Source organism: uncultured Aliivibrio sp., from assembly GCF_946479765.1.
In the GTDB taxonomy this organism is placed as follows: Bacteria; Pseudomonadota; Gammaproteobacteria; order Enterobacterales; family Vibrionaceae; genus Aliivibrio.
In genome coordinates this window covers 1-18,022 of record NZ_CAMLHO010000006.1, presented here as the reverse complement: position 1 = coordinate 18,022, position 18,022 = coordinate 1, and the positions used below count along the sequence as shown (strand labels likewise).

Here is an 18,022-nt window from a genome sequence, read left to right as displayed (position 1 = left end):
TTCTAAAGTGAAATTAAAACGACATTGCAAAAGAACTCAACATCCATAGTGCAAGAACAATAAATATCCCGCCCATAAACTTATGTTGATAGGTTCTGAATTTCACATTGTTAATTAATGATTTACCAAGCGTACCGACTAAAGCAACTAGGATTAGATTAAACACTAACCCCAGAACATTCAGCAATAACCCCAGAACCAGCATTTGCTCTCCTGAAGTCGCAGCAATATTCGTAGAGACAAATTGCGGCAGAAACATCACAAAGAATACTAAGGCTTTTGGATTTAATAAGTTACTCACTAAAGCGCGCTGGTAAAATGTAGTCGCCATGGTTGAGCCTTGCTCTAATTCAGGCGCTTCATCAGCTTCTGCACGAATACAATCCAAACCCATCTTTAATAAGTAAGCGCCACCAACTAGATGTAATGCTTTTAAGGCAATAGGGCTCATAGCAATCAATGCAGATACGCCTAAAGCAGCAAGCAAGGTTAAAATAATACCAGAGGTCGCATTACCTAAGCTGGCAAATACCCCTACTTTTTTACCATAACTCATGCTCGAGGAAGTAATGAGGAGCATATCTGGCCCAGGGATAAGAAGCAGTGCGATCACGGCGGTTAAATAAACAGGAAGAATAGAAATATCAATCATTAGTACATATTGATTAGTTAAATTAGGTGGCGGATTTTATAGTAGTGAGTAGGGCATTTCTACTACTTAAAATGATTGGGAATATAATTTGATGAAAGCAGGGCTAGTTATGCGTCAGTGATGAATTTTTTTCACTATAAAATCAGAGAATTAAATGTTGTATTTATATCTTTGTTCTTACTAAATACGGAGTAATGATTTCGATATCACAGTTGGGTGTAAAATAACTGAAGTAATATCACATATATTAAAGTTTGCAGTGTCTTTTTGTTGATACTGTGTGCATTTATCTACTATATTTCGCCAGTCAATTATCAACCCTGTTTGAGAAAAGGTTTATCCACATGAAATTAAGCACTCTTTGTATCGCAGTGATGCTAGCCAGTTCAACGTATGTAAATGCGGCTGATTTATACAATAAAGAACAAAGTTATCAAGCAGGTAGCCAAGTTTCTTTTAATGGTGATATCTATGAAGCAAAATGGTGGGCAAACCCAGGTCAAACACCTGCGGATATTGCTGCAAATCCATGGGATACTCCTTGGGCGTTGATTTCAGAAGGTGATGGTGTAACACCTCCGCCACCAGTGGTTGATCCCGAACAGCCTGAACCTGAGCCAGAATTGCCTGAAGGTGATTACCCTCAATATAAAGATGGCGAAAAATATAAAGGTGGTGATGTTGTTCAAAATGAAAACGATTTATATCGTTGTAAAATAGGCATAACAGAAGCATGGTGTTCAGGTGCTGCATGGGCTTATGCTCCAGGTACCGGTACAGCGTGGGTGGATGCATGGGAAAAAATTAAAGAAGGTGATATTTTACCACCGGTAGAGCCAGAGATACCACCGGTAGAACCAGAAATACCACCAACAGAGGGTGATGGTTACACGATTAAGCAATCTCAATTGGATGCAAAAGAAGCGGTATTAACGGATTTCGATACAATGAATGATGTTAAAGCGGCAATAGCAACATTAGGTAATGACGCGGTTGAGCGTATTATACCTGGTGCTGAATCAAATCCTGCAAACGTAAAGCGTATTGAAGGTATTGTATCTGAACAAACGTGGCAGTTCTTGTTCCCTAAACGTGCCCCAGAATATACATACCGTCATTTCTTGCAGGCGATAGGCAAATTTCCTGCATTTTGTGCAACGTATGAAGATGGTCGTGATTCAGACGCGATTTGTAAGAAGTCATTAGCTACTATGTTTGCTCACTTTACACAAGAAACAGGTGGTCATACAGCACACTGGGAAGTGGCTGAGTGGCGTCAAGGCTTAGTTCATGTTCGTGAAATGGGTTGGGATGAGGAGATGCGTGGCGGTTATAACGGTGAATGTAATCCTAACGTATGGCAAGGTCAAACATGGCCATGTGGTCAATTTGAAAATGATGAATTTAAATCTTATTTTGGTCGTGGTGCAAAACAGTTAAGTTATAACTATAACTATGGCCCATTCTCTGATGCGATGTTTGGAACAGTACGTACGTTATTAGATAAGCCAGAGATGGTGGCAGATACATGGTTAAACTTAGCGTCAGCGGTATTCTTTTTTGTATACCCACAGCCGCCAAAACCAAGCATGCTACATGTTATTGATGGTACATGGCAGCCAAACCAAGCGGATCTTAATAATGGATTAGTTCCAGGCTTTGGTGTTACTACTCAAATCATCAATGGTGGTGTTGAGTGTGGTGGCACAGTTGAAATTGCACAGTCTTTAAATCGTATTAAATATTATAAAGAATTTGCTAACTACTTGGGTGTGCAAGTGGCTGACGATGAAATTCTTGGCTGTAAAGGTATGAAACAATTTGATGCAGCGGGAGCGGGTGCAGTTAATATCTATTGGGAACAAGATTGGAGTTGGTCAAGTGCAACTCCTGATGGCAAAGCATACGCTTGTCAATTAGTGGGTTATCAGACACCACATTCAGCATTTAAATCTCGTGACTACACAAAATGTGTTCAGGCGAACTTTGAAGTGAACATCATTAATGATGTAGAATAAATTTAACGAATAAATGAAAATCCTCAGTGAGTTTGCTGAGGATTTTTTTTGTCTTTTTATTACCTTGCAACCCATTCTGCTTCTATTAATGTATTTCCATTTGATTTTAAACGGCTAAGAAAAATATCCCCCATGTGAATTTCGCCAACGCCTTGTGGTGTACCTGTCATGACGATGTCGCCATCGCAAAGTTGTGTGTAAGATTTTAAATCTAAAAGAATAGTGGTTGGCGAATAGATCATTTGGTTAACGTGACCACACTGAACTCTTATACTGTTTATAAATAGCTCGATTTGTAGTTTATTAATATCGATGTCATCAAGAGGAATAAAGCGGCTGAACACAGCTGAGCCATCAAATGCCTTTGCTCGCTCCCAAGGAAGTCCTTTGCTTTTTAGCTCAGATTGTAAATCTCGTTTGGTTAAATCAAAACCTATTGCAACGGCAGATAGCTGTTCTTTTTCAATCAAAAAACAGATCTCTACTTCATAATGTAAACGCTCTTGATGGAAAGAAGATAGGGTTGAATTGATGCATGAATTTGGTTTATTAAACACCACCATTTGTTCAGGGATCGTATTATTTAACTCATTAATATGGGCAACGTAATTACGGCCAATACATAATAATTTAGATGGAGTAATTAATTTTTCTCCAAAGCGAACCGAATTCATTTTCCTATCCTTGGTTTTTAAATATGCAATGCAGAGTGTACCTGAACTCCTCTTTTTTCAATCGAACTCTGTTGAGTTTTTAGTCAAAAATCAGATCTCTAGCTCAACTACGAATCGGATCATATAAATAATTATGGTGATCTGTTGTGCTGTTAATGAGATAAATCAGTTAGACCATCATTTATCTGTTTATTATTTTGAATTATTTCTTGGTAGGGATTGTAGGCAAAAGTAAAAAAGGAAGATTGAATAAAAGCGACAGTTTGATCAAAAAACCGCACCACCTAAAATTCTCACAAAATAGGGTAGTGCGGTTTTAATTTTTGATTCTACACATCAGCCATTGAGGTGGCCGTATATAATGATATTCAGATTAACGGATGATCATTTGTTCACGCTCAGGACCAACAGAAACCATGCTTACTCGTACACCCATCAGCTCTTCAATACGTAATACATATGCTTGAGCCGCTTTTGGTAGGCTTTCAAAAGTACGACAACCTGTGATATCTTCTTGCCATGCTTCCATGTTTTCATATACAGGGCTTAATGCAGCGGTTTGAGGCCAAATTGGGTTCTCAGTGTGTTCGCCAGCGTAAGACGTACAGATTTTAAGATCCGCCATGCCACTTAAGCAGTCAATTTTTGTTAATGCTATTTCAGTCGCTGCTTGTAGCTCAATACCGTTGCGTGTTGCGACTGCATCAAAATAACCCATATCACGTGGGCGACCTGTTACTGCGCCATATTCGTTAGCCGCTTCACGGAAGTTATCTTGCTCTTCCATTGCTGTTACTAAAGTACCCGTACCAACAGATGAGCTGAATGATTTAGCAACCGCAATAATACGCTCAGGACGTAAAGCAGGTAGACCACTGCCGATACCAGCATAAGCTGCGGTTACGTTTGAAGAAGTCGTCCATGGGTATTCACCATAAACTAAGTCACGCCCAGCGCCTAACTGTGCTTCAAACAATAAATTTGCATCGTTCTTTTGCATTACTTTTAGAGGTTCAGTCACGTTACAGATGAATTCGCGCCAAGGTGCGCTCACTTCTAGTAACCATTCCGTCATTTCTTCAGCCGTTTGGCTGAAATCGCACGTTGGGTATAGTGCTTTCAGTTGTGGCATTTTCCAATCAAGCATGAATTGAATACGCTCAAGCAATACTTCAGGTTGTGTTAACCAACCAACAAGGATGCCTTTTTTCATTACACGGTCACCGTACGCAGGAGCAATACCTTGGCGAGTTGAACCGTAAGCGCCGTCGCCTAAACGTAATTCTTCTAATGTATCTTCAAGAGCATGAAGAGGAAGACAAAGCGTAGCACGGTCAGAAATGTGCATTTTTACCGTAATACCAGCCGCTTTTACTTCTGCGATTTCTTCGCTTAATGCCGCAGGGCTAATTACCATGCCAGGGCCAAGAATCGCTGTACAATCTGGGTTAAAAATACCGCTTGGAAGTTGGTGTAGTTTAAATGTACCGAAGTCATTTACCACGGTATGACCGGCGTTATTACCACCTTGAAAACGAATGCTTGCAGACGCGTCAGCAGCAAGAAAATCAACGATACGGCCTTTACCTTCATCGCCCCAATTAGCACCAACAACAACAATAGACGGCATAATACAAACTCCTAAATGATTAAGACGCTATGCTAATCCTAATAATGCAATATGAGAAATTAATTATAATTATCGACTTGATAAGAAATTCATATAACATATTGCGTGAAATCTATTCAAAAAAAGGGTATAGGAATGCTTGATCTTCATTGGCTTAAAACATTTGTAACATTGGCAGAGTTAAAACATTTTGGTAAAACAGCCGTAGTTCTTCACATGACGCAACCTAATGTAAGTTTACATATCAAACAGTTAGAAAGTGCGACTCGAGTAAAGTTGATTGAAAGAACCCCATTTCATCTAACTGAAGCAGGCGTTCGATTATTAAAAACCAGTCAAAATACATTAATGGAACTGCAAGTGTGCCAAGCGGATCTCAACGCCATTAATGATTTAAGCCGTGGAACATTGACGATTGCGGCGAGCGATATTATTTCTCGCTTATTATTGATCGGACCTTTTCAATTATTTAAACAAGAGTTTCCAGGGATCGATTTTTCACTACTCAATACAACGTCATCACAAGCGTCAGAATTAGTGAAAAGTGCAGAGGCAGATCTGGGATTTGTTATTGCTCAAAAAGAGAGTCAACCGCTTCATTTTACTGAACTTCAGCAAATAAAGTGGTGTGCATTGGGGAATCATCTTGAAAAGTGGCAGCAAGCGAATTTTGATCCTACTATTGTTTTAGATGGTGAACCTACGCTCATATTACTAGGCCATGATACACGAACACGAGATTTACTTGATTTGGCGTTACCATCCTTGAATTTGCCTAAGTACCGCATCATGGAAGTGGGCAGTGTCGATGCTCAGATTGATTGGGCTGAAGCTGGGTTTGGTGTAGCCATAGTTCCTGAATTTTCTATCCATGCAAAGCGAAATATTAAGGCAGCAGTAACTCCATTGCCTAAGTTTCCTACGACCAGCTTAGGTTACATTGTTAGACAAAATCAGGTGCTATCTAAGGCGATTAAACAACTGCTTAAATGGGTAGATGACGAGATAATTCGTTCACAGAAGTCGTTAACTTAGCGACGTACATGCCTTATAAAATGCAACAAATAGCATTGACATTCATAACTAAAAGGCCTAAAAATACAACTAAATACCAACAAGTAACTAATTGACACTATTGTAATTACTTATTTATTTACGGCCGAATCTAATAAATTTGACAGTTTATATTCTTAATTGTTTGTTCAATTTAATGGAGCTAAAACGTATGCCACTTCACTCTAAAGATACAGTCAGAGATGATCTTCTTGATGATGTTTATTCGTCAGCTGACCTTTCGTTGTCTATGCCAAAATACAAAATGCCTGAACAAGAACATGACCCCCGTCATGCCTACCAAGTCGTTCATGATGAGCTCATGATGGATGGTAATTCTCGACAGAACTTAGCTACGTTTTGCCAAACTTGGGTTGAAGATGAAGTTCATAAACTAATGGACGAATGCATCGATAAAAACATGATCGATAAGGATGAATACCCTCAAACAGCAGAGCTTGAAGCGCGTTGTGTGCATATGTTGGCTGATTTGTGGAACTCACCAGATGCAGAAAATACGTTAGGTTGTTCTACTACAGGGTCAAGTGAAGCCGCAATGCTAGGCGGAATGGCGCTAAAATGGGCTTGGCGTGAAAAAATGAAAAAGTTGGGAAAACCAACAGACAAACCAAATATGATTTGTGGTCCTGTTCAAGTGTGCTGGCATAAATTTGCGCGTTATTGGGACATTGAATTACGTGAGATCCCAATGGAAGGCGATCGCTTAATCATGACACCGGAAGAGGTGATTAAACGCTGTGATGAAAATACCATTGGTGTTGTTCCAACATTAGGTGTGACATTTACTTGTCAGTATGAACCTGTAAAAGCGGTGCATGAAGCGTTAGATAAATTACAAGAAGAAACGGGTTTAGATATTCCAATGCACATTGATGCGGCGAGTGGTGGTTTCTTAGCCCCATTCTGTGATCCTGAGTTAGAGTGGGATTTCCGTTTACCTCGTGTGAAATCAATCAATGCGTCAGGCCATAAATTTGGTTTGAGTCCATTAGGTGTGGGTTGGGTAATATGGCGTGATGCGTCTGCATTGCACGAAGATCTTATTTTCAACGTGAACTACTTAGGTGGCAACATGCCTACCTTTGCGTTGAACTTCTCTCGTCCTGGCGGCCAAATTGTAGCGCAATACTATAATTTCTTGCGTCTAGGTAAAGAAGGGTATCGTAAGATCCACCAAGCGTGTTACGACACGGCGGTTTATCTTTCAGCTGAAATCGAGAAAATGGGAATGTTTGACATTATTTATGATGGCAAAGGTGGTATTCCTGCAATGAGTTGGTCGCTAAAAGAAGGCGTGAACCCAGGGTTTAACTTATTTGATCTGTCGGATCGAATTCGTTCTCGTGGTTGGCAAATTGCGGCGTATGCAATGCCACCAAAACGTGAAGACTTAGTTATCATGCGTATTTTGGTTCGTCATGGCTTTAGTCGAGATCAAGCTGATCTGCTGGTTGCTGATTTAAAACATTGCATCGAGTTTTTCGACAAGCACCCAATCTCTCATGGCAGTGATGAAGTTGAATCTTCAGGCTTTAATCACGGTTAATGTTTCTTGGGCCGTTTTTACGGCCCATTTTCGTTCTAATGGGTTTCTATAAATCTTATTTTTATCTAGATTGATAATAGAAGCCTGCTTCATCTTTATTCTATATGGGAAATAATTATGAATATGGATCAATTGAACCATGCCTTTCATTGGATTAAGTCTCAACGCCGAACTTTATTACTTACTCTATCACTTTTTCTATTTTCTAGTCGCCTTATGGCTGCCGAATCTGTTGAAGCGTTAGCGCAGCATGAAGCTTCTGGATTGTTTGGCTTTTTGTTTACTTATATCGCTCACAATCCTTTTGTGTTTCTTTTCTTAAGTATTGCCATTGGTTATCCTTTAGGAAAAGTAACAATTAAAGGTATTAATTTAGGCTCAACGGCAGGTACATTGGTTGTTGGTGTCGGTATCGCATTAACCGCGTTCTCTGTTTATGGCTTACATATCGATGCGCCGGGTTTGGTGTCTGATATCTTCTTAATGATGTTCATGTATGCCATCGGTATGAAAGTAGGGCCACAGTTTTTCTCTGGCTTAGCAAGAGGTGGGTTAGACTTTGTCGTTATTGGCTTAATTGTTGTATTCAGTAATTTTATTATCGTTTTCTTTGGTGCTAAATTATTGGATTTAGCTCCGGGTTATGCTGCTGGGATTATATCTGGTAGCTATACGGTAACTGCGGTGATGGGGGTTGCTCAATCCGCCATTGATTCTGGTGCCGTTAAAGCACCCGCAGGAATGACTCTCGATCAAATCAGTGCCAACATAGCCGCGGGTTATGCCATTAGTTATATTCTTTCTAGTGTCTTCATTATTTTACTTATTAAATACCTACCTGCGATGTCTGGTATTGACCCGGTGAAAGCGGGTAAAGATGCTGAAGCTGATTTTGGTGCCGGAGGTGATACAGAGGCATTACCTAGTACCAATGGTTTCTCAAATTTAGGAGTTCTTCCTTTAGATATTCGAGCGTACAGAGTTGATCACCAAGAATTAGTTGGACAAGATGTCGACGCGTTATTCCATCGTTATCCTCATGCTGCAATCCTTAAAGTGGTTCGTGGTGATGACGTATTCGATGCGGCAGATAACCCACAACTTCAACTTGGAGATATCATCGGGGTTCGAGGTGATTACCATGTATTAATAGAAGGTGGAGAATCAACTGTCGGTGTAGAAGTTGATGAGCCTAGAGCGCGTAATGTCGATATAGAAGTTGCCGATATTCATTTAGGTAAATCAGCCTACACAGGCAAAACCATCGAAGAAATGAGTAAAGAAGTTGGTTTTGGTATCTACATGAAAGCGGTGTTTAGACAAGGACATCAACTTCCTATGCTACCTCAAACGGTGGTTGAAGTAGGTGATGTTATCCGTGTCGCAGGCTCTGATTGGTGTGTTAAACAGGCCGCGAAAAAATTGAATAGTAATCCTATTGTTGAGAGTACATTGACAGAAACCTTCTACTTAGCGCTTTCTTTATTGATAGGTTATGTATGTGGTCATTTTAGTGTCACTTTAGGTGGGATCCCATTTGCATTAGGAACCTCTGCGGGCTGTATGTTGACGGGGATTATATTCTCATTCCTACGTACTCGTAATCCAGCATTTGGCGGCCCTATGAGTGAGGGGGCTCGTAGCTTCTTACAAGATATTGGTTTGAGCTTGTTTGTTGCGGTATTAGCAGCAACGGTAGGGCCAAAAATCTTGGCTTCATTCCAAGGTATTGTGGTAATTAAAATTGCAGGTTTAGGTTTAGTTGCAGCTTTACTTCCCCCATTATTGGCTTGGATTTATGGTTTGTATTTCCGAAAGATGAATCCTGCGATCCTAGCGGGTGCTTGTGCTGGTGGTCGTAATAGTACCCCTGCAATGAAAGGTGCTCAGGATGAATGTCAAAGCGATATGCCAGCGGTAGGCTATCCGGTTCCTTACGCATTAACCTCAATGATAGTACTGGTCTTAGGTTATCTGACAATGGTCTTGTATTAGAATGTAATAAATATTATAAGCGTTAAACAAAAAAGCCATAGTGATACTTATCATTATGGCTTTTATATTGATCTTTTTTTCTTTTTCTTTGGTCTTTTTTTCTCAAGTACTTTAGTGAGTAGTTTTCGCTGTGGTTCCGAAATCGGAAATCGCTCCATTAATTGATTTTGAATACTTAAAAGTAACGTTTTTTCCCACGGTTTAAACACATCAAACTTAAGTAAAATCGCATCATTTACTTTGATGAAAAGCTCATAGTCGTTCATTGGACTCCTTATTACTAAAAGAACCATAGCATAGGTAGATCGCAAATATCGAGTTATGAAGAAGGTTTCTTTGTTAGTGAGGGGGAATTGAATCGTTATTTATTGAAAGGGCATTTATTTTCCCTGATTTTATAGTGATATGCCATAATATAGACATAATTACTCTATCAAAAATGGTCAAATATGATGGGTGAACATTATTCGATTAGTAAAAACAGTTTTGATGTTTTTCGTTTCGCTAAAAGAGATGTCGATAAAATTGCGTTAGTTACTGAAGGTGGCGGCCAAAGAGGCGTGTTTACTGCTGGTGTGCTTGATAGCTTCTTGCAAGCGAACTTTAACCCATTTGATTTATTGATTGGAACCTCTGCCGGATCGCTTAATTTAGCGTCTTATATTTGTGGTCATAAAGGACACGCTTATCGAATTATCGATCAAGTTACTCGCAGTCCTGATTTTTTCAAATTATCCCGCTTCTTATTGACTGGCGAAGGGATGGACTTAGATTGGTTAATTGATAAAACAGAATTCGATATTCCTCTTAATTGGAAAGTTGGAGAAGAACATCTCAATACTAAACAAGTGCTTGCCGTTGCGGCTCATGCAACCAATTTTGAAACCAAATACTTCGATCTTTCTACCAGTAATTGGAAAGACATCCTCCGCGCCTCTTGTGCTATCCCTGCTCTACATAAACAGCCTGTAATTATGGATGATAAACGTTGGCTTGATGGTGGCTTAACAATGCCTATTCCAGTGCAAGCCGCGTATGATAGAGGTTTTCGTCATATTGTTGTTATTCGCACAGTACCTGTTGATTTTAAAGAAAATCATGACTGGTTAATTTCTCTTGCTAAGATGACAAAGAATAATACGTTAGATCATATGGCCGCAATGCTGATTATTCACGAAGATAATTATCGTAAGACTCAAGCATTTTTAGCGAATCCACCAGATGATGTCATTATTTATGAAATATCACCGAATAGAAGTCTTCAATCTAAAGTACTTGGTAGTACAAAAAAACAATTGGACGCCGATTATCATCATGGTAAAGACGTAGGTAAGCTATTTCTTGAAACAATAGCACCAAAGCTGAATTTAGCGCATTTATCACAAGAACGTTTTTTAGTGAAAACTCGTGAAGAGCATTTTACGGATGGAGAGAAACAGCAAGAATACAATGAGCAAATTGATGCTATTTGGAATAACAAAAAGCTCGGTGAAGTCTTAGGTGTAGAACGTATTCCATTAAAATGGATTAATGTTAACCCTAATGATAAAAAGCAAACGTTAGTTATTGTGAATGGTCGTAATGAAAGCTATTGGAAATATAAAGAAGCGATTCTTGAATTAAGTCAGTATTTTAATATCTACGCTTATGATCACCGTGGTCAAGGTGAGTCTGGACGAATGACACAAGATCATGAATTAGGTCACGTGGATGATTTTCATGATTATGTTATGGATCTTTATATTTTTATGGAGAAGGTCGTGCGACCAAATTTAGAGGGCGAGTGTTTTATGCTTTCTCACTCGATGGGCGCTGCGGTAATGACTCAATATTTATCAACCTTCGATCATCCAGTAAAGGCATCAGCAGCAACCTCTCCTATGTTTGGTGTGTACATTTCGGGCAGGGCGCATGGCTTTAAAAAACAAACGTTAAATTTACTTGATGTGTTAGCGAGTAAACCAAACTATGCGTTAGGCCAAAGTCATTTTAAAGAAGTTCAATATCAAGATAATGTCTTAACTCACAGTGAGGCGCGCTATAAACTATTTCTTGATTTGTTTTTAGAGAAGCCAAACCTAAGATTAGGTGGACCAAGTACCCATTGGATCACTGAATCTATTAGGGCGGGTAAGAAATGCATTGCGAATGCACATAAAGTAAAAATCCCAATACTGATCCTTCAAGCAGGGGAAGATCTTGTGGTGAGTAACGTGGCGCAATCTGAGTTTCATGAGAAATGCGATACAAGCCATTTAGAACAAGTCGCAGGGGCTTATCACGATATGTTAATTGAGAAAGACAGTTATCGAGATATTGCGATTAATAAACTACTGGATTTTTATACCAGTGATTATCGTTATTATTGATGGTAAAAAGCCCTGCGGCATAATCTTAAACAGGGCTTTATGTTGTTAATGGTATTAGAATTTATAGTTTAGACCGACAGTAACAATGTATTCTGATTCGTCATAAAAAGTAATGTTTGAATCGGTTGAGCTGTAACCCGCAAAAGAGATGAATGACCAATCTTTCGAATTCATGAATTTAGTGTATTCGTAAGCGGCAAATAGGCTTAACTTATTGTCTTTACGAGTTTTATTATAAATAGGATTGTCTGCGCTGAAGTTTTGTTGGTTGTACCCTGCGGTTACTACTAACTTATGCCTTTGCATTAATTTGAAAAAGCTCAGCTCAGCGCCGTATTGATCGTAAGAGCTCGCTTCTCCGTCTGCAGATGACGATTGGTAAATAACAGAAGGTAGGACGAAAGAAGTGCGACTTAATGGTAAACGATATTGACCCTTTAAGTAGAGAGTATCGGCGTCTCTTTTTAGTATGTCTTCGACCTCATCGTTTTTGATATCTTTGGTGGCATAAGCGGTATCAATGGTAAAGTTTGAACCTGCAATATTATCGACTTTAAAACGAAATGCGTTTCCTGAGGCATCCGTTTCTGTACGTGCAGAACCGACCAAATATGGGTCAGCCCATGTATTGCTCGACATAATGGTTGGCAGAATAGAAACATCAATCGCCATTCTTGATTTAAATTGATATTTATAACCGACTTCAAGAACAACCGTACCTGTTGCCACATCTTGACGTGTTGTACCAACGTGAACTTGTTGATTTAACTCTTGGCCAAACGTATAGGCAATATTACCAAGAGGAAAGGCCATGAAGCTGTTTTCGGCAGAGGCTTTTTGATTTGTTGAGGTAATGGTGTCATCACCGTCAGTATTAAAATTGGATGTTGAAGATGCAAACCCCGTTGTTAATGCAATTTCACCACTAATGCCTTCTTTATTTGCTAATTTCGAAAGCGCAGGCGTACTAATTACGCAAGTAGTAAGAAGTAAATAGCGTAAGTTCATTCGTCATCATCCTTTGGTTATTATAATGTGAATGACTCCATTGAAACAGTTATAGTAAAAGTTATCAATGATGAATAATTATAAGTCTTTTTTATATTGTTTTGGTGTTGCTGCGACCATTTTCTTAAAATTTCGATGGAAATGACTTTGATCAGTAAAGCCAAGGTCTGTCGCAATAGACGCAATATTATCTCCTTGTTTTAATAATTCTTTTGCTCGATTGATGCGCATGACAATTTGATAAGCATGGGGAGTAATACCATATTGTTTTCTAAATGAATGGATAAGATAAAAATCACTTAAACCCGAGATATTGGCAATGTCAGAAATTGAAATGTTTTTATCAAAATTATCTGAAATATATTGATAAGCACAATCAACAGCTTTTTTAGAAATGATATCTATCGAAGGTATTTTGGCATCAATTAAAAATAATTCAGCGAAAAAATTGATTGCGGTTTGCTCCACTTTAATCGCTGATTCATTTTCTATTAGGGTTTGAGCTAGTGATTGGAATCCTTGATATAGAAAAGGACAATCGCTGTGTGTCATCTGAATAGGTTGAAAGTTATTGTTGTTCTTATTAGATATTTTAGATTGAAGGTTAGCCAACCAACTGGGCTCAACATACAGCATTTTATAGCTCCAGTTTGTGCCTTTTTGTGGGTTACATGAATGCACTTCTTCCGGGTTTACAATAACAGTAGAACCTGGTTGAATTGTTTGTTTTATATTTTGATTTACATACTCACTGATCCCACTATCAACCACTCCTATCGAGAATTCTGAATGGGTGTGCTTTTTGTAGCAGGCGTTTGAATTATCTGAATAACGTAACTCAAACGGAAGAACTGATGATCTTAAAAAGTGAGGATTTGAATTAGCCAACGTAACGTCCATTATTATTTTGATATAAAGAAAACATACACTACGGTTAGTGCAAGTAAGGCCCCCATAATTCGATTAAAAATTTTATAATGAATAGGGTGCTCAAGGTATTTGCCTATAGTTAACCCTAATAGAGCCCAGGTTGATATACAGCAATAACATACGATAAAAAATATCACACTAAATGCCCCAAGGTCTTCGAGAGGAATCACACCATTACTAGAAAAAACGGTGACACCTGATAAAGACACAATCCAAGCTTTTGGATTTAACCATTGACACAATAAGCCCTGGGTCATGGTTGGAGCATCGTCTTTTTTACTTTTATCTTGTTCAGTTCTTTCGCTTGTTGCCACTTTATAAGCCAAATAAAGTAGAAAGGCACTGCCAAGGTAATTTAAGATGAGTGTTGCTGTATGAGAATCATCAAAGGCTTGTATGAGCCCTAATCCCAATAAGATAAGGATAGACACAAACCCCACAGTTGCACCAAAAATATGTGGAATGGTTCTCGTGTACCCATGATTGGCACCAGTAATGGTGGCAAGAATATTTACCGGTCCAGGTGACAGTGAAGTGACAAAGGCAAACGTTGCCATCGCTAGAAATAGAGTCATAATTTATCCTTAAAATTCGGTTACTTCTTTGTGTCCTTCAATGAAGCGGTGTTCTTGTAAATCGACAATACGATAGCGTTTTGCCTTAATTTGTCCTTCTTTGCAGTAGCCTGCTTTTTTTTCCCAGAATCCGGCTTTAAATTCTTTAGTAAAGTATAGTTCAGACAAACACTTAACTCCTTTATAGCGATATAAAGAGAAATTAATTAGTCTTAATGGATAGCCCTCTTCAAATGACAGTTCTTCGCTGTCTACTGCCCATACAAGCATAGTGCGGTTTTCAATGGCGTTGATAAAAGGGATGGTAGAGTCGTATTGACCTTTCTCCGTACCCACGCTTATTTGTTTCAAGAAATGAGAGCGGTATTGTGGACTATCAATTTTAAGATAATTCAATAAATCTAAGAGTAAAATTCCTGTCCAAGTACGACGAATACTCCAGTTACAGACACAAACTTCACGACGATTTTCTGTTATTGGGGCAATTTTTTTTAATTCATCAAGACCAATTTCAATTGGCGTTGCTTCATTAGGCAAAAAGATTTTTAATGACCATTTTTGAGTATCAAACTCTACTGGTGGTCCTTCTTGGTAATAGCGTAATGACGAGGGTTTCTTCTCTATAAAAGGGGTTTTCGTAATTGTTTCCATAATACGACTCACTAATCCGTTAAATTTTTAACACAGCGGAAACCAACAATATTATCTCTAACCGTTGGGGGGTAATTATCTCTACTTGAGCATCGCATATAATCTTCATCATGCAGGCCTGAACCACCTCTGACAACATGGTCAAAATTAATATTTGATATACAAATAGGATCGATGTTTTTAGTGTCCCATGCATAATTTGGAAGGTAATTATCTAAACACCATTCAGCGAGATTTCCCCCCATATCAACGCAACCAAAAGGTGACCGATTTTGGGGGTGAGCATCCCAATCTGTTGATTTTCTGTCAAACTCTTCGGGTTCACAATCAGGTGCAAAGTTAGCAATAGAAGAGGTCGGTTCTGCATTGCCCCAAGGGTAAGTACGAGTATCATTTCCTTTGGCGGCATATTCCCATTGAGTCTCTGTTGGAAGTGTTTTACCTACAAAGGTTGCATAAGCTTCAGCTTCATACCAACTAATACCAGTGACTGGTTTTTTATCACCATTCCAGTTTTTATCATGCCAATATAATGGTTCAGTGATTTGGCTATCTGTAATAAAGTTAAACCCTTTATGCGACCAATAAGAAGGGTCTGAATAACCGCCTTGTTCGATAAAAATTCTAAAATCTTTATTTAATACAGGGTGTATATCTATAAAAAAAGGTGCCAGAGTAATTGTACATATAGGCTGTTCATCAGGGCTTAAGTTCGAACCTCTCTCATAAGGATCCCCTGAAACTAATGTCATGTTATTGATTCTACTCATCTTACTAATCCTAAATCCCCCGTGTATTTATTGACTATTTTTTTTGCTCCATAAATTGCGATACCAAGATATTCAATATCATCGGCTTTAGTTGAAGCCAGTTTTTCTGAATAATCTTGATAATTTTTAGTACTTTGAGCTACGTTTGAAAAGTCGACTACGGTGACTTCATCTTTTAGAAAGCGTCTTATTTCTTTAATTGAACCAGATGAACTGGCTAAAATAGGGATTGGAATTGAAGTGATCCCTGTATGAGTTTCGCCATCATTATTGATGTTGTCTGCGCCGATTAGTTCTGGGTGTAGTTTACCTAGCGATAAAGTAAGAACAGCCGCAGTATTCGCAATTAGCCCTTGTGGCAAGGCTTTATCTATCACGAGCACGCATTTTTGATTGTCCATTACACTTCTTCCTTTTTACGTTGTTTATTTTTTATAAAAAGCACCCAAGTCATTTGAATGGTTAAAGGGGCTGAAATTTTTTCTAGTTGATAGAGTTTGATGGAATCTGAATTGACAAGGCAACAGTCTGATAAACCTTCAGAAACATGGATAGCAGATTGACTTGTTGAAGATGAAAGTTTGATATTTAAATTAGCGCTCGATAGATCTATTAGGCTTGGGCTCGCAGTCTTGATTAAGCCATCAAGACGTGAAATAGGGGCGTGATGAGTATCGATGCTTATAGTGTCGTTATTATTTATTTTTTGCTGTAATTCATGAAGATTTCTACAACAAAGGTAGTATTTAGGAGGAGAAAAAAAGAATGACCCTGACAGTAATGTTCTTGGGTTCATGTAAAAATAATCTGCTTTTTTATAGGCGTTCGCAACAAGTAATGCCACATTGTCATTATTTTCGACGAAGTCAGAAGCTTTTTCAAAAGTATCGAAAAGTAAGATCTTTAATGGTCTATTGAGTAAATTTGAATAGTAATTAGCCGCGGCTTCACTGCTTGAACTTTTTGGGCCAAGAGTGGCAACTGTCGTAATATTACTGTTATCCCGTAGCCAATAATAATTTTGATCCATCATTGTGTATCAATCCTTGTTTTTATTTATGTAACTAGAGTAAAGCAGGGCATGAATTGGTTCTTGTACAAAATTGCTTTTTTCAAAAATAAGGCTATTAAAACAAACAATGCGTTAACGTAGAGTTAGGCTGGATTTTACACTTAACTAACAATTGAAAGCGGAGGAATATTGTATATTTATAGCAATATTTAAAAAGGAATGGAATTCATGTTTAAATTTACTATAGCGCTATTGAGTGCGGTTATTGGCTTTAATGTATCTGCTGCGGATGAGCCAGTTAAACCGCTTCAATTTGAAGAAATCACGAATAATGTGTTTTTAGTTAAATCGTATCGTGAATTTAAAAACTTACAGAGCCCAAAGAAACCTATTTTGGTCGATGCTAATTCTTTAGTGTATATTGATGGAAAGGATGCGTATTTAATTGATACGCCATGGAATGCGTCGAACATGCCTCAGTTGATGACGTGGATTGAAAATAGAGGATTAACATTAAAGAAAACGGTATTTTCTCATTTTCATGAAGATCAAACTGGTGGATTAGAATACCTGCAAGAACATCACTTTGAGACTTACGCGTCTGCATTAACCAACAATTTTTTGAAAGGTGATAACAAGAAAGCGACTAATCATCAATTTTCAGGTGATAATTTTGTGCTGTTAGAAAATAAGATTGAAGTTTTCTACCCGGGGGCGGGTCACACTAAAGATAATTCTGTTGTATGGCTACCCAAAGAAAAAGTATTACTTGGCGGTTGTTTAATGCGAGCAAATGAGGTTAATACGATTGGATGGACGGGTGATGCAGATACGAAAGAATGGGCGGATTCAGCTCAGAAAGTATTAACTAAATACCCTGAAACTCGATTCGTTGTTCCCGGGCATGGTAACGTTGGCGAAGGGACAAACATTATTAGTCATACTGTCGATATTGCTGAGAGCCTATAAGTAAACAAAAATAAAAAAGGATTATCGATGCTTAATGAAGTATTCAAAAATATTTTAGATTAGATGACAGTAAAGAATAGAACTTTCCAATACTTAGAGTGAATTCAATTAGCCCGAACTATACTAACGATATCTTTCACTACAATGGT

Annotated in this window: 17 protein-coding genes; 6 read left to right on the top strand and 11 right to left on the bottom strand. The window is 38.4% G+C overall.

What is annotated here, in order from left to right; translation table 11 throughout:
• Positions 1-13: 13 nt before the first annotated feature.
• On the bottom strand, positions 14-652 hold the full coding sequence (locus tag Q1K78_RS04245) for a LysE family translocator (RefSeq protein ID WP_300174768.1): 639 nt from the start codon (positions 650-652) through the stop codon (positions 14-16).
• A gap of 344 nt (positions 653-996) precedes the next feature.
• Between Q1K78_RS04245 and Q1K78_RS04240 the strand changes: the two genes are divergently transcribed.
• Complete coding sequence (locus Q1K78_RS04240; RefSeq protein WP_300174766.1) at positions 997-2,670, top strand: glycoside hydrolase family 19 protein; 1,674 nt, start codon at positions 997-999, stop codon at positions 2,668-2,670.
• Positions 2,671-2,729: 59 nt separating this feature from the next.
• Here the strand turns inward: Q1K78_RS04240 and Q1K78_RS04235 are convergent, their stop codons facing one another.
• Together Q1K78_RS04235 and Q1K78_RS04230 are read right to left on the bottom strand one after the other, a co-directional pair.
• The gene (locus Q1K78_RS04235) at positions 2,730-3,344 is read right to left on the bottom strand and encodes a fumarylacetoacetate hydrolase family protein (RefSeq protein WP_300174764.1); all 615 of its coding nucleotides are present in this window, start codon (positions 3,342-3,344) and stop codon (positions 2,730-2,732) included.
• Between the two features lie 373 nt (positions 3,345-3,717).
• Entirely contained in the window at positions 3,718-4,974 is a 1,257-nt protein-coding gene (locus Q1K78_RS04230) for an adenylosuccinate synthetase (protein ID WP_300174762.1), read from the bottom strand.
• Between the two features lie 135 nt (positions 4,975-5,109).
• On the opposite strand from Q1K78_RS04230, the gene Q1K78_RS04225 reads away from it, so the two are divergent.
• From Q1K78_RS04225 to Q1K78_RS04215, 3 genes are all read left to right on the top strand, one after another.
• Entirely contained in the window at positions 5,110-6,009 is a 900-nt protein-coding gene (locus Q1K78_RS04225) for a LysR family transcriptional regulator (protein WP_300174760.1), read from the top strand.
• Positions 6,010-6,199: 190 nt separating this feature from the next.
• Positions 6,200-7,594 (top strand): glutamate decarboxylase, encoded by a 1,395-nt coding sequence (locus tag Q1K78_RS04220; protein ID WP_300174758.1) that lies wholly within the window; start codon positions 6,200-6,202, stop codon positions 7,592-7,594.
• Between the two features lie 117 nt (positions 7,595-7,711).
• Positions 7,712-9,589: a transporter gene (locus Q1K78_RS04215; RefSeq protein WP_300174756.1), complete on the top strand. Its 1,878-nt coding sequence runs from the start codon at positions 7,712-7,714 to the stop codon at positions 9,587-9,589.
• Positions 9,590-9,651: 62 nt separating this feature from the next.
• Here the strand turns inward: Q1K78_RS04215 and Q1K78_RS04210 are convergent, their stop codons facing one another.
• A complete protein-coding gene (locus tag Q1K78_RS04210; RefSeq protein WP_300174755.1) occupies positions 9,652-9,855 on the bottom strand; it encodes a hypothetical protein in 204 nt (67 codons plus the stop codon).
• Positions 9,856-10,038: 183 nt separating this feature from the next.
• Between Q1K78_RS04210 and Q1K78_RS04205 the strand changes: the two genes are divergently transcribed.
• A complete protein-coding gene (locus Q1K78_RS04205) occupies positions 10,039-11,958 on the top strand; it encodes an alpha/beta fold hydrolase (RefSeq protein WP_300174754.1) in 1,920 nt (639 codons plus the stop codon).
• 54 nt (positions 11,959-12,012) lie between these two features.
• Here Q1K78_RS04205 and Q1K78_RS04200 read toward each other — a convergent pair whose 3' ends face one another.
• From Q1K78_RS04200 to Q1K78_RS04170, 7 genes are all read right to left on the bottom strand, one after another.
• Complete coding sequence (locus Q1K78_RS04200; protein WP_300174753.1) at positions 12,013-12,966, bottom strand: DUF2860 domain-containing protein; 954 nt, start codon at positions 12,964-12,966, stop codon at positions 12,013-12,015.
• Between the two features lie 78 nt (positions 12,967-13,044).
• On the bottom strand, positions 13,045-13,854 hold the full coding sequence (locus Q1K78_RS04195) for an AraC family transcriptional regulator (protein ID WP_300174752.1): 810 nt from the start codon (positions 13,852-13,854) through the stop codon (positions 13,045-13,047).
• A 14-nt stretch (positions 13,855-13,868) separates the two neighbouring features.
• Positions 13,869-14,471: a LysE family translocator gene (locus tag Q1K78_RS04190; RefSeq protein ID WP_300174751.1), complete on the bottom strand. Its 603-nt coding sequence runs from the start codon at positions 14,469-14,471 to the stop codon at positions 13,869-13,871.
• 9 nt (positions 14,472-14,480) lie between these two features.
• Positions 14,481-15,122, bottom strand: a complete 642-nt coding sequence (locus Q1K78_RS04185) for a molybdopterin-dependent oxidoreductase (RefSeq protein WP_300174750.1) — start codon at positions 15,120-15,122, stop codon at positions 14,481-14,483.
• An 11-nt stretch (positions 15,123-15,133) separates the two neighbouring features.
• Complete coding sequence (locus Q1K78_RS04180; RefSeq protein ID WP_300174749.1) at positions 15,134-15,892, bottom strand: formylglycine-generating enzyme family protein; 759 nt, start codon at positions 15,890-15,892, stop codon at positions 15,134-15,136.
• Positions 15,889-16,293, bottom strand: coding sequence for a DUF2000 domain-containing protein (locus Q1K78_RS04175; protein WP_300174748.1), 405 nt, complete (start codon positions 16,291-16,293; stop codon positions 15,889-15,891). The genes Q1K78_RS04180 and Q1K78_RS04175 overlap by 4 nt, the downstream gene beginning before the upstream one ends.
• Positions 16,293-16,925 (bottom strand): hypothetical protein, encoded by a 633-nt coding sequence (locus Q1K78_RS04170; protein WP_300174747.1) that lies wholly within the window; start codon positions 16,923-16,925, stop codon positions 16,293-16,295. The genes Q1K78_RS04175 and Q1K78_RS04170 overlap by 1 nt, the downstream gene beginning before the upstream one ends.
• A gap of 207 nt (positions 16,926-17,132) precedes the next feature.
• Here Q1K78_RS04170 and blaALI point away from each other — a divergent pair, with 207 nt between their 5' ends.
• Positions 17,133-17,873, top strand: a complete 741-nt coding sequence (gene blaALI, locus Q1K78_RS04165; RefSeq protein WP_300174746.1) for an ALI family subclass B1 metallo-beta-lactamase — start codon at positions 17,133-17,135, stop codon at positions 17,871-17,873.
• Positions 17,874-18,022 lie beyond the last annotated feature (149 nt).

What these genes read in the sequence shown, in the direction of transcription:
- Q1K78_RS04190 (WP_300174751.1), bottom strand. Translation starts at nt 14,471, where the DNA reads ATGACTCTATTTCTAGCGATGGCAACGTTTGCCTTTGTCACTTCACTG.
- Q1K78_RS04210 (WP_300174755.1), bottom strand. Translation starts at nt 9,855, where the DNA reads ATGAACGACTATGAGCTTTTCATCAAAGTAAATGATGCGATTTTACTT.
- Q1K78_RS04175 (WP_300174748.1), bottom strand. Translation starts at nt 16,293, where the DNA reads ATGGACAATCAAAAATGCGTGCTCGTGATAGATAAAGCCTTGCCACAA.
- Q1K78_RS04215 (WP_300174756.1), top strand. Translation starts at nt 7,712, where the DNA reads ATGAATATGGATCAATTGAACCATGCCTTTCATTGGATTAAGTCTCAA.
- Q1K78_RS04180 (WP_300174749.1), bottom strand. Translation starts at nt 15,892, where the DNA reads ATGAGTAGAATCAATAACATGACATTAGTTTCAGGGGATCCTTATGAG.
- Q1K78_RS04220 (WP_300174758.1), top strand. Translation starts at nt 6,200, where the DNA reads ATGCCACTTCACTCTAAAGATACAGTCAGAGATGATCTTCTTGATGAT.
- Q1K78_RS04170 (WP_300174747.1), bottom strand. Translation starts at nt 16,925, where the DNA reads ATGATGGATCAAAATTATTATTGGCTACGGGATAACAGTAATATTACG.
- Q1K78_RS04205 (WP_300174754.1), top strand. Translation starts at nt 10,039, where the DNA reads ATGATGGGTGAACATTATTCGATTAGTAAAAACAGTTTTGATGTTTTT.
- Q1K78_RS04225 (WP_300174760.1), top strand. Translation starts at nt 5,110, where the DNA reads ATGCTTGATCTTCATTGGCTTAAAACATTTGTAACATTGGCAGAGTTA.
- Q1K78_RS04185 (WP_300174750.1), bottom strand. Translation starts at nt 15,122, where the DNA reads ATGGAAACAATTACGAAAACCCCTTTTATAGAGAAGAAACCCTCGTCA.
- blaALI (WP_300174746.1), top strand. Translation starts at nt 17,133, where the DNA reads ATGTTTAAATTTACTATAGCGCTATTGAGTGCGGTTATTGGCTTTAAT.
- Q1K78_RS04240 (WP_300174766.1), top strand. Translation starts at nt 997, where the DNA reads ATGAAATTAAGCACTCTTTGTATCGCAGTGATGCTAGCCAGTTCAACG.
- Q1K78_RS04230 (WP_300174762.1), bottom strand. Translation starts at nt 4,974, where the DNA reads ATGCCGTCTATTGTTGTTGTTGGTGCTAATTGGGGCGATGAAGGTAAA.
- Q1K78_RS04235 (WP_300174764.1), bottom strand. Translation starts at nt 3,344, where the DNA reads ATGAATTCGGTTCGCTTTGGAGAAAAATTAATTACTCCATCTAAATTA.
- Q1K78_RS04200 (WP_300174753.1), bottom strand. Translation starts at nt 12,966, where the DNA reads ATGAACTTACGCTATTTACTTCTTACTACTTGCGTAATTAGTACGCCT.
- Q1K78_RS04245 (WP_300174768.1), bottom strand. Translation starts at nt 652, where the DNA reads ATGATTGATATTTCTATTCTTCCTGTTTATTTAACCGCCGTGATCGCA.